11 protein-coding genes and 1 pseudogene are annotated in these 9,505 nt (G+C 67.3%); 3 read left to right on the forward strand and 9 right to left on the reverse strand.

Annotated features, from left to right (window positions below; translation table 11 throughout):
- From PVZ72_RS14800 to PVZ72_RS14810, 3 genes are all read right to left on the reverse strand, one after another.
- The coding region (locus PVZ72_RS14800; protein WP_273861253.1) for an IS110 family transposase at positions 1–440 on the reverse strand (440 nt) is incomplete at its 3' end.
- A gap of 407 nt (positions 441–847) precedes the next feature.
- On the reverse strand, positions 848–1,516 hold the full coding sequence (locus tag PVZ72_RS14805) for a glutathione S-transferase family protein (RefSeq protein ID WP_133863197.1): 669 nt from the start codon (positions 1,514–1,516) through the stop codon (positions 848–850).
- Positions 1,517–1,543: 27 nt separating this feature from the next.
- Positions 1,544–2,824 carry a mechanosensitive ion channel family protein gene (locus tag PVZ72_RS14810; RefSeq protein WP_187980089.1) on the reverse strand — a complete coding sequence of 427 codons (1,281 nt, stop codon included), beginning with the start codon at positions 2,822–2,824 and terminating at the stop codon, positions 1,544–1,546.
- A 112-nt stretch (positions 2,825–2,936) separates the two neighbouring features.
- Between PVZ72_RS14810 and PVZ72_RS14815 the strand changes: the two genes are divergently transcribed.
- A complete protein-coding gene (locus PVZ72_RS14815; RefSeq protein WP_133863195.1) occupies positions 2,937–3,326 on the forward strand; it encodes a DUF6491 family protein in 390 nt (129 codons plus the stop codon).
- A gap of 74 nt (positions 3,327–3,400) precedes the next feature.
- Here the strand turns inward: PVZ72_RS14815 and PVZ72_RS14820 are convergent, their stop codons facing one another.
- From PVZ72_RS14820 to PVZ72_RS14830, 3 genes are all read right to left on the reverse strand, one after another.
- Positions 3,401–3,607, reverse strand: coding sequence for a hypothetical protein (locus PVZ72_RS14820; protein ID WP_187980087.1), 207 nt, complete (start codon positions 3,605–3,607; stop codon positions 3,401–3,403).
- A gap of 98 nt (positions 3,608–3,705) precedes the next feature.
- Positions 3,706–4,527: a peptidoglycan DD-metalloendopeptidase family protein gene (locus PVZ72_RS14825; RefSeq protein ID WP_273862343.1), complete on the reverse strand. Its 822-nt coding sequence runs from the start codon at positions 4,525–4,527 to the stop codon at positions 3,706–3,708.
- A gap of 76 nt (positions 4,528–4,603) precedes the next feature.
- Positions 4,604–5,710, reverse strand: coding sequence for an L-dopachrome tautomerase-related protein (locus PVZ72_RS14830; protein ID WP_273862344.1), 1,107 nt, complete (start codon positions 5,708–5,710; stop codon positions 4,604–4,606).
- A gap of 159 nt (positions 5,711–5,869) precedes the next feature.
- Here PVZ72_RS14830 and PVZ72_RS14835 point away from each other — a divergent pair, with 159 nt between their 5' ends.
- Positions 5,870–6,049, forward strand: coding sequence for a hypothetical protein (locus PVZ72_RS14835; protein WP_273862346.1), 180 nt, complete (start codon positions 5,870–5,872; stop codon positions 6,047–6,049).
- 11 nt (positions 6,050–6,060) lie between these two features.
- Here PVZ72_RS14835 and PVZ72_RS14840 read toward each other — a convergent pair whose 3' ends face one another.
- Positions 6,061–7,098 carry a purine-nucleoside phosphorylase gene (locus PVZ72_RS14840; protein WP_273862347.1) on the reverse strand — a complete coding sequence of 346 codons (1,038 nt, stop codon included), beginning with the start codon at positions 7,096–7,098 and terminating at the stop codon, positions 6,061–6,063.
- Between the two features lie 73 nt (positions 7,099–7,171).
- Entirely contained in the window at positions 7,172–8,551 is a 1,380-nt protein-coding gene (gene xseA, locus PVZ72_RS14845) for an exodeoxyribonuclease VII large subunit (RefSeq protein ID WP_273862348.1), read from the reverse strand.
- Between the two features lie 102 nt (positions 8,552–8,653).
- Here xseA and PVZ72_RS14850 point away from each other — a divergent pair, with 102 nt between their 5' ends.
- Entirely contained in the window at positions 8,654–9,205 is a 552-nt protein-coding gene (locus PVZ72_RS14850) for a sugar ABC transporter ATPase (protein WP_273862349.1), read from the forward strand.
- Between the two features lie 64 nt (positions 9,206–9,269).
- Here PVZ72_RS14850 and PVZ72_RS14855 read toward each other — a convergent pair.
- Positions 9,270–9,505: pseudogene (locus PVZ72_RS14855) on the reverse strand (IS110 family transposase); the annotation flags it as partial.

Here is a 9,505-nt window from a genome sequence, read left to right on the forward strand (position 1 = left end):
TCCATCTGCCGTAGCGATTGGAGATCCTCCAGGCGCCGGGTCAGCGCGCGAAGCGTGCGGATGGACACAGGCTCGGGGTGCCAGGCCCGCAGGCTGTCTTCATGCCGCTGGCCATAGGTGGCGATCAGCTTGGCGTCGAGTTTGTCCGTCTTGCTGCGCTGCAACTGGCTTTGCGCATAGCGAGCGATCTGTGCCGGATTGAGCACGGCGATTCGGTAGCCCAGCGCATGGAAATGCTCGGCGAGCGCTTCGTGATAGGTGCCCGTGGCCTCCATCACGATCCAAGCGCCTGGCTCGGCATGCTGTTGCAGCCAGTCGGCAAAGACCGCGAAGCCTGACGGATCGTTGCTCAGCCTGCCCTTGGTCCGGTGCTTGCCATTGGATTGCAGGACCGCCAGATCGAAGCTGCGCTTGGCGATATCAACACCGATTACGGCCATGATGTCTCCTCCTTCAGATGCGACACGATCACGTCATCCCGTCCAACCTTGTGCAATACGAGCTCTGGAGGCTCTAGATACCGTTCGGACTCGGGGATGGGTGTGGAGGAGGCAGCCTATCTACGTTGCAAGCTCAAAGGCTTAAGGGTGGACACGGCCTGCCATCCTCCCCCGATGATCAGTCGGGGACTATGCCCCCTGAGGAGGCTGTCGTCGAGATACAAGGGTGGACAACGGCGCAGCCTTGTCCACGCGGCTAAGGCACCGGGCCGTCAGTGGAAAACGCTGGCGCGGTTTTCCACGCTACGGGGCTGGAGTTTCCCCTCGCCCCAGCCTTTCCCCGAGGGAGAGGAGGCGCAGGACCCTAGGTTGGGTTGAGCGTTTAGCGAAGCCCAACAGGCCCAGCTTCAGGCGTAGACGTAGGGCCCACCCTGTTCCAGCGCGCGCTGGTAGGCCGGACGGGCATGGATGCGCTTGAGGAAGTCCACCAGCTTGGGGCGCTTGCCGTTGTCCAGGCCGGCGCGGCTGGCGGCGGCTTCCAGCGGGAAGCTGAGCTGGATGTCGGCCGCGGTGAAGCGGTCGCCGACGAACCAGCCGCTGGCGCCCAGCTGGCTTTCCAGGTAGTCCAGGTGCAGGTCCAGTTGCGGCTGGATGAAGCTCGCGGTGGCCTTGGCGGCGATGCCCTTGGCGATGGGCCTGGCGAAGAAGGGCATGGGCGAGGTGGCGATGCGGTCGAACACCAGCTTGAGCAGCAGCGGCGTCATGGCCGAGCCTTCGGCGTAGTGCAGCCAGTAGGTGTAGCGCACGAACTCCGGACTGTCCTGGGCGGGCAGCAGTTGCGGCCCGTAGCGCCGTGCCAGGTAGTCGACGATGGCGCCGGATTCGGCCAGGGTCAGCTCACCGTCGACGATCACCGGCGACTTGCCCAGCGGATGCACCTTGCGCAACTCCGGCGGGGCGAACAGGCCGCCCGCCGCTCGCTCGTAGCGTTGCACCCGATACTCGATGCCGAGTTCTTCGAGCAGCCAGAGCACCCGCTGGGAGCGGGAGTTGTTCAGGTGGTGGACGACGATCATGGTCTTTCCTTAGGCCGGGGCGGGCGATCAGGGCGCCGGGGTGCCCGGTTCGCCGAGGGAGGTCATGGCCTCGCGCGGTTCCAGCCGCCCGCGGAAGTCGCGTCCGCTCGGGTGCTGGAACACATGAAGGCCGAATTCCGGGAGGATGGAGAGCAGGTGATCGAAGATGTCCCCCTGGATGCCCTCATATTGCGCCCACACCGTGGTGTTGGTGAAGCAGTAGATCTCCACCGGCAGACCCTCGCCGGAGAGCGGCATCTGGCGGACCAGCAGGGTCATGCCTTGATGCACCCCGGGATGGGCGCGCAGGTAGCGTTCGACATAGGCGCGAAAGGTCCCCAGGTTGGTGACCCGGCGGGTGTTGACCGGCTCCTGGCCGCGCTTTTCCAGCTTGCGATTCCAGTCCGCCAGTTCCTGCTCCTTGGCGGTGAGGTAGTCGTCCAGCAGGTTGAAGCGGTGCAGGTGCTCGCGCTCGGCGTCGCTGAGGAAGTGCACGCTGTTCTGGTCGATGTTGAGCGCGCGCTTGATCCGGCGGCCACCGGCTTCCTGCATGCCGCGGTAGTTGCGGAAGGAGTCGGTGATGAATCTCTTGGTGGGGATGGTGGTGATGGTCTTGTCGAAGTTCTGCACCTTGACCGTGTGCAGGGCGATGTCGATGACGTCGCCATCGGCGTTGAGCTGGGGCATCTCGATCCAGTCGCCGACGCGGATGATGTCGTTGCTGGAGATCTGCACGCTGGCCACCAGGGAGAGCAGGGTGTCCTGGAAGATCAGCAGCAGCACCGCGGCCATGGCGCCGAGGCCGGAGAGCAGGATCAGCGGCGAGCGATCGATCAGGGTGGCGATCATCAGGATGACCGCGATGGCGTAGATGACGATCTTGCTGACCTGGACATAGCCCTTGATCGGCTTGAGCCGCGCCGAGGGCCGGCGCGAATAGAGCACGTTGACCACGTTCAGGGCGCTGCCCAGGGCCAGGGCGATGGTCAGCACGATGAAGGCGCTGCAGACGTTCTGCACCACGGTGACCAGGGCCTCGGGACGCCCGGGCACCAGTTCGATGCCGATCGACAGCACCAGGGCCGGGACGATATTGGCCAGCCTACCGATGACGCGATGGTGATTGAGTTCGTGATCCTGGCCGAAGGAGGTGCTGCGCAGCAGGCGATAGAAGCCGCGCACCAGGATGCGCTTGACGATCCAGTTGAGCACCCAGGCCGCCAGCAACAGGCCGAGGCAGGCGACCAGGGTGAGCAGTTGCGGGTGTTTTTCGAGGTCGTCGATCAGTCGGGTCAGGGCCGTGGGCATAGGGGGTCTCTTGACGGGATACTACGGACGCCACGTTAGCAAAGCTGCGCCCCGCTTGCCGTATTCGGCGCCCGGGGTCGGTCCAAGGTTCAGCCCTTCCAGGAAAATTTCCATGCGCGTCCTCCCTGCCTTTTTTACCCTCGTCGCCGTGCTGCTGCTCGCCGGTTGCGCCGGACGTCCCTTCGGACCGCCGACCCTGGACGATCGCCTGGCCGAACTCGGCTATCGGCAGGGTGCGGCCATGGACACCATACTGGGCTTCGACCTCTCCGGCTGGCACTACCTGGATACCCGGCACCTGGCGCTGGGGACGGGATTGGGCCGCGCTTACCTGGTGGACTTCGCCGTGCCCTGTCGCAACCTGGCCGCCGGCAATCGCCTCGGCTATCGCTCGCGCGCCGCCGGCCTGCGTCCGGGCGACTTCCTGGTGTCCACCGATGCCCGGGGCAGCCGGATGGAGTGCCCCATCGGCGGCCTGTATCGCCTCGATCCCGTGCGCTGAGTGGCGCAGGGCTGACCAGCTCGCACAGCCCGGAATCCGGTTGTGGCCGGCGATCCGTCTTGCCTGCGAGCGGCCTAGCGCTCCACCGGCTCGCGCTTCTTCCACCAGCCGGCGAACAGGCCGACCGGATAGATCGTCACCATGACGGCGAACACCACCCAGGTGCGCCAGGACCAGGCCGACAGCACGAAGCCCTGGGAGAAGCCTACCAGCAGGTAGCAGGCCGCGGTGACCAGCAGGATGCTGCCGAGGGCGCTGCCGAAGCGAGGTCTTGGGGTCATGGCGGCGGTTCCAGGTCGGGCCAGAGGAGGGCGTCCCTTTTAAGCCAGCGCCGGACGCCTGGCAATGCCCCCGACTGCAACCAATTGTTTGCTGCCGGTCAGGGCTTGAAGGCGCCGATGAAGATGCTCGGGTCGACCCGCACGTCATTGAGACTGACGTTCCAGTGCAGATGCGGACCCGTGGCGCGGCCGGTGCTGCCGACGCGGCCGACCACGCCGCCGCGCGGGACCTCCTGGCCGATCTGGACATCGATGCGCGAGAGGTGGCAGAACATGCTGATCAGGCCCTGGCCGTGATCGACGAACACCGTCTTGCCATTGAAGAAGTAGTCACCCACCAGTACCACCTTGCCAGCGGCCGGGGCCTTGACCGGCGTGCCGGCGGGCACGGCGAAGTCCAGCCCTGAATGCGGGTTGCGTTCCTGGCCGTTGAAGAAGCGGCGCAGGCCGAAGGGGCTGGAGAGCGGACCCTCCACCGGCTTGTCCAGCAGCAGGTTGCTGGGCTGGTTCGGCGAGAACAGCCGGTAGGCGGCCTGCTGTTCGGCCAGTTCGCGCTCGAAGCGCTTGAGGTCCTCCGGGTTGGGCGTGACCTGGCGCTGGTTCTTCAGGGTGATGCGCTGCTCGGCGTAGTGCCGGCTGCCGACCGTGAAGGCCTGGGGCGCGGCGCCGGCGACCTCCAGCGGCTGGCGACCCGCGGCGGTGCCCAGGGGGATGCCGACGATGGCCACCCAGCCGTTGCCATCCTTGACCACCAGCACCGGCTTGCCCTGGTAGCGCACCCGCGGCGCGGCGTCACCCGGAATGGGGACCACGGCGACGCCGCCCGGCACGGGCTTGTCCAGCAGGCGTTGCAGGTAGGTGCCCGCATGGGCGGGCAGGGTCAGCAGCAGGCAGCAGAGCAGGGCGAACAGGCGGGGCATGGGCGCATCCGGTGGCGAAAACGCCCATGCTGGAGCAGGCGAGGGCCCCGGGGCAAGGTGCCCCAGGCCCCCTTGGTCAGTTGGGGACGATCTTGTAGAGCACGGTTTCCAGCGCCGGCTTCTGCTTGGGATCGAAGAAGCTCATCTCGGGGATACGCGAATCCGTGACATAGACGGTGCCATCCGGACCACGGCCGAAGGTGTCCGGCCAGACCAGTTTCTTGTCCTGCACCAGGGTGGTGAGCTGGCCGTTCTCGCGGATCTTCACCGCATGCTCTTCCACCGCGCTGACATAGAGGCGCCCTTGCGGGTCCATCAGCAGGCCATCGGCCGGACCGTTCTCGCCGACCTTTTCCACCTTGGCCGGCAGGCTGCCGAGTTCGTCGCCCTGCAACGCCGCGGTAGGAATGCGGTAGAGGGTATTGCCCTTGACCGCCTGCCAGTAGAGGTAGTCGCCGGCCGGGGAGAGGGCGATACCGTCGGCGGAGAATTCCACGCCACGGCCATCCGGACGCACCAGCGGCTCGCCATCGGCCTTGACCTTGACGCCCTTCTCGGCCTGGGTGCTCGGATCGCCATCCAGGGCGCGGCGGGCCTTGCCGCTCTCCAGATCCAGCACCACCAGGGCGCCGCGGGCACCGGAGTCGGTGATATAGGCGTGGCGGCCATCCGGGCTGAATCTGACGTCATTGAGGTAGCTGCCCTGGGGTGCCACGCTCTCGTCCAGGGCGTAGACCTTGCTCACCTGGTTGCTGGCCAGGTCGATCTTGACCAGCTTGGGTGCGCCGGGCACCACCAGCGCCTGGGCCGGAGCGCCCGGGTCGATCACCCAGAGACTGCCACGACCGTCGGCCACCACGGATTGCACGCAGACCCAGTGATTGCCCGGGGTCAGCTCGTCGCGCTTGGCATTGCGCCAGCCGTTCCAGGCCGGGTCCGGATAGGGCACCAGGCTGCCGTCGGGCCTGAGTTCGGCCACCGAGACCTCGCTGTCTTCGGTCCAGCGCGGGAAGTTGACGAAGATCCGTCCGCTCTCGCTGACGGTCACGCCGGTGACCTGGTGATCGAAGCTGGCGACCTTTTCCAGTTTGGCGCCGGATTCGGCGGCCAGGGCGACGGGTGCCAGGGGCAGGGCACTCAGCAGGGTGGCCAGGGCGAGGCGGGAAAGGGCAGGTCTGGGCATGGCGGATTCCTGATAGGTGACCGGAGAAGCCGGTCCTGCAGGTACGACTGCGCCATCCACCTGGAAGATCGCCAGGGCCGACCGGCGGCTTGGCGGTGACCTGGGCGGGAACGCCCGGGGAAATCCCGGGGTCCCTATTCAAACCCCAGGGAGAAGACCATGCCTCGTACTCTTGCCAGCAGCCTGGCGCTGCTGACCCTCGGTGCCCTGCTCGCCGGTTGCGACAAGTCACCGGAAACGCCTTCACCCCAGCGCAGCGAGGTGGTACAGAAAAGCGCGCCGGGTAGCGATCCGGCCGCCCAGTCACCCGAGCGGACCGTGGAGCAGCCCCGCCGGTAGCGCTCGGAGTCTCAGCTCGCCGGCACGCCCTTTTCCCAGACGTCCCAGTGCTCGACGATCTCCTGCACCAGCGGATTGCCGGTGCGATAGAGATTTTCCAAAGCCGGGGCGAAACCGCCCTGCTTGGCGTAGTCGAGCAGATTGGCCACCTCGGAGGCGCCCTTGGCCGGACGGTCGAAGTCGGAGCCGGCGCGGACCACCGCCAGCCGTTGCAGGTCGACCTTGCCCAGGCGGCTGGCGCGTAGCAGCGCTTCGTAGGTGGCGTTGTCTTCCTGCTGGGTGGTGCAGTAGCGGCCCTGGCCATCGGTGACCAGGCGGGTCCATTCCTCGGCCCGTTCGGCGAGGCGGGTGCCGGAATACCAGGTATCACCGGCCAGGGTGTCGCAACGGGTCACCACCGGCGGCTGGTTGGCCGGGGCGTAGTCGTAGGTCTGGCGCCAGGCCTTGGATTCCGTACTTTCCGTCAGCTCGGCCTGGCGGGACAGGGCATAGGCCTTGTCTCTCAGCCGCACATTGAGTTCGAACACCTCGGTCTTGTAGTCGAGCGGCGGTTTCTCGCCAGGCCCGCGGGTATTGATGCCCAGGTAACCAGTGGGCCAGTCCTTGGGCACGTCACGGGGATCGAGCTCCCACTGGATGCCGAAGTCGACCAGGTAGCGCGCCCAGGCGGTGGTGCCCAGGGTGCCTTCCTTGGGACTGATCCCGGCGATACCGGCGACCAGGAAGTAGGTGTGCTTGAGGTCGAATTTGGGCGACAGGGTCAGCGCCAGGGTCGAGGCGGCGGCGTTGGCATGCCCCATTCCAGTGGTCATCAGGCACACCCGTGCCTCATTGCAGAGCACATCGGGATAGTCGGCGGACAGCCCGTCGACGGCGACCTTGTGGGTGAGCTTGAGGCGATCGATCCAGGTCTGGGCCTCGGGGGCGAACATCGCCACGAGCATGACCTTGGGTTGCAGCGGCGCGGCGGGCGGGGTCGCGGCCTGGGCCGCGCCGGCCAGCAGGGCGGTGGTGAGGGGGAGCAGGGACGCGCGTAGGAGGGAATGCATGGAGGGCCTCGGTAGGGGGAAATCCTGACCGAGGGTTCAAGATGCGTGCCACCATCGGTCCGGGTTGGACCGATCAGTCCAACAGAGACAGAGTGGTGGGTTCCTGGTGATTGTCCAGTACCCGCACCGCCAATTCACCCTCGGCGAGCCGGGCAGTGAGCTTCTGCCCATTGGCGACCTCGGCGGCGGCACGCACGGCGTGACCGCGTTCGTCGAGCAGGATGCTGTAGCCGCGACCCAGGGTGGCCAGGGGGCTGACGATCTGCAGGGTCTGGACGGTACCGGCCAGGCGCTGCTGACGCTCCTTCAGCTGCCGCTGCATGACCCGCGGCAGGCGTTCGGCCAGTTGCTCCAGCCGTTGGCGCAGCAGGGCCAGCTGGCGCCCGGGATGCTGGCCGGCCAGCCGGGTGTCCAGGTGCGCCAGGCGATCGCGACGGCGATTCTGGGCGATGACATAGGCGCGGCGCAGGCGCAGATCCAGATCGTCCAGCCGTTGGGCCTGCTGGCGCAGGCGCTCGCCTGGATGCCGCAGGCGCCGGCTGCAGGCGTCCAGGCGCAGCCGTTCGCGGGCCAGCCGTTCGCGCATGCGCAAGAGCAGTTGGCGATGCAGGCCGTCCAGGCGCTGGCGCAGGTCGGCGCTGTGGGGGGCGAGCAATTCCGCCGCCGCCGACGGGGTAGGGGCGCGGACATCGGCGACGAAGTCGGCGATGGAGACATCGGTCTCGTGCCCCACGGCGCTCACTACCGGGGTCTGGCAGGCGGCCAGGGCGCGGGCCACGGGTTCTTCGTTGAAGCACCAGAGGTCTTCCAGGGAGCCGCCGCCGCGCGCCAGGATCAGCGCATCGAAGCCCTGGCGATCGGCCAGTTGCAGGGCGCGGACGATCTGGGCGGTGGCCTCGCGGCCCTGCACCGCGGTGGGGATCAGCGTCAGTTCGACCTGGGGCGCCCGTCGCTTGAACACGCTGACGATGTCGCGGATCACCGCGCCGGTGGGCGAGGAGACGATGCCGATGCGCTGCGGATGGGCGGGCAGTGCGCGCTTGCGTTCGGCGGCGAACAGTCCTTCGGCGGCGAGGCGCTCCTTGAGCGCCTCGAAGGCCAGGCGCAGGGCGCCGTCGCCGGCCGGCTCGACGCTGTCGAGAATCAGCTGGTAGTCACCGCGGCCTTCGAACAGCGAGACCTTGCCGCGCACCTTGACCGCCAGGCCGTCGCGCAGCGCCTGGCGCACCCGGCTGGCGTGCTGGCGGAACAGCGCGCAACGCACCTGGGCCTGGCCGTCCTTCAAGGTGAAGTAGAGGTGGCCCGAGGCGGGCTTGGCCAGGTTGGAGATCTCGCCCTCGACCCAGACCTGGGCGAAGACATCTTCCAGCAGCACCCGGGCGCGGCTGTTGAGCTGGCTGACGCTGAGCACCTCGCGATCGAGACCGAGGCGGGCGAAGGGGTCCTTGAACATGGGGCGCTTTCTGTGGCTTTCGTCGGCCTCACCTTAGCAGCTCTGGGCGTGCGGCGAGCAGCCCATTAAGCTGCGCGCCCCTTCCTTCGAGACGCGTGTTCCATGACCCTGCGCCAGACCATCCTCGCTCCCCGCATTTCCAGCCATCCGCGGGTGGAGCGCACCGCCGTGGAGATTCTCGGCTGGCTCGCCGCCAGCGGCGTGGTCAGGGCCGAAGCCTCGCCCTGCCTGCCCAGTCGCGGCCGGCGTGGCCATGCGCCGGGGCCGCGACTGACCGAGGTGCTGCGCCTGGCGCCAGGCATGGACGATCCGCGCGACTTCGCCGACGGCGGCCTGGAGATCGTCACCGAACGCTGCATCTTCACCCCGCTGGCCGGCTTCGAGGGCCGCGCCCGCTGCCCCGCCTGCCGCCGGGAGATTGGCGAGGCGCTGTTCGAGCACCTGGAAGTCTGGATGCCGGCGGAAAGCGACAACTTCGCCTGCCCGGAATGCGCTCACGAAGACGACATCAACGGCTTCGATTTCCCCCAGCCCTGCGCCTTTTCCGACCTGGGCTTCATCTTCAACCACTGGCCGGCGCGGGCCTTCGCCCGGGCCTTCCTGGAGGAATTCCGCCGACGCCTGGGGCAGCCGTTGGCGGTGGTGGAGGTGTAGGGGCGAGCGTTTTTAGCGCGGCCATGGCGGTCCGCGATAGCCCCGTAGATACCGTCTTCGCCCCTCAGTGTGCAATCGCTAAAGCAGGGTCGAAAGGCTTGCCTGATTTGAGCACGCCATAGGCGATGGTCAGCAGCTTGCGCATGGCGGCGCAGACGGTTTGTTTACCTTTCTTCCCCCTGGTTTTCAGACGCTCGGCTTGCGCCTTGATAGCCGGGTTGTAGGTCAGCGCCACGACGGCGGGTAGGTATAGCGCACTTCGTAAGCGGACCGATCCCATGCGCGAGATGCCGGTATGGC

The sequence above is a fragment of the Pseudomonas sp. LA5 genome, from assembly GCF_028640825.1.
Classification (GTDB): domain Bacteria; phylum Pseudomonadota; class Gammaproteobacteria; order Pseudomonadales; family Pseudomonadaceae; genus Chryseomonas; species Chryseomonas aestiva.

What these genes read in the sequence shown, in the direction of transcription:
- PVZ72_RS14805 (WP_133863197.1), bottom strand. Translation starts at nt 1,516, where the DNA reads ATGATCGTCGTCCACCACCTGAACAACTCCCGCTCCCAGCGGGTGCTC.
- PVZ72_RS14810 (WP_187980089.1), bottom strand. Translation starts at nt 2,824, where the DNA reads ATGCCCACGGCCCTGACCCGACTGATCGACGACCTCGAAAAACACCCG.
- PVZ72_RS14815 (WP_133863195.1), top strand. Translation starts at nt 2,937, where the DNA reads ATGCGCGTCCTCCCTGCCTTTTTTACCCTCGTCGCCGTGCTGCTGCTC.
- PVZ72_RS14820 (WP_187980087.1), bottom strand. Translation starts at nt 3,607, where the DNA reads ATGACCCCAAGACCTCGCTTCGGCAGCGCCCTCGGCAGCATCCTGCTG.
- PVZ72_RS14825 (WP_273862343.1), bottom strand. Translation starts at nt 4,527, where the DNA reads ATGCCCCGCCTGTTCGCCCTGCTCTGCTGCCTGCTGCTGACCCTGCCC.
- PVZ72_RS14830 (WP_273862344.1), bottom strand. Translation starts at nt 5,710, where the DNA reads ATGCCCAGACCTGCCCTTTCCCGCCTCGCCCTGGCCACCCTGCTGAGT.
- PVZ72_RS14835 (WP_273862346.1), top strand. Translation starts at nt 5,870, where the DNA reads ATGCCTCGTACTCTTGCCAGCAGCCTGGCGCTGCTGACCCTCGGTGCC.
- PVZ72_RS14840 (WP_273862347.1), bottom strand. Translation starts at nt 7,098, where the DNA reads ATGCATTCCCTCCTACGCGCGTCCCTGCTCCCCCTCACCACCGCCCTG.
- xseA (WP_273862348.1), bottom strand. Translation starts at nt 8,551, where the DNA reads ATGTTCAAGGACCCCTTCGCCCGCCTCGGTCTCGATCGCGAGGTGCTC.
- PVZ72_RS14850 (WP_273862349.1), top strand. Translation starts at nt 8,654, where the DNA reads ATGACCCTGCGCCAGACCATCCTCGCTCCCCGCATTTCCAGCCATCCG.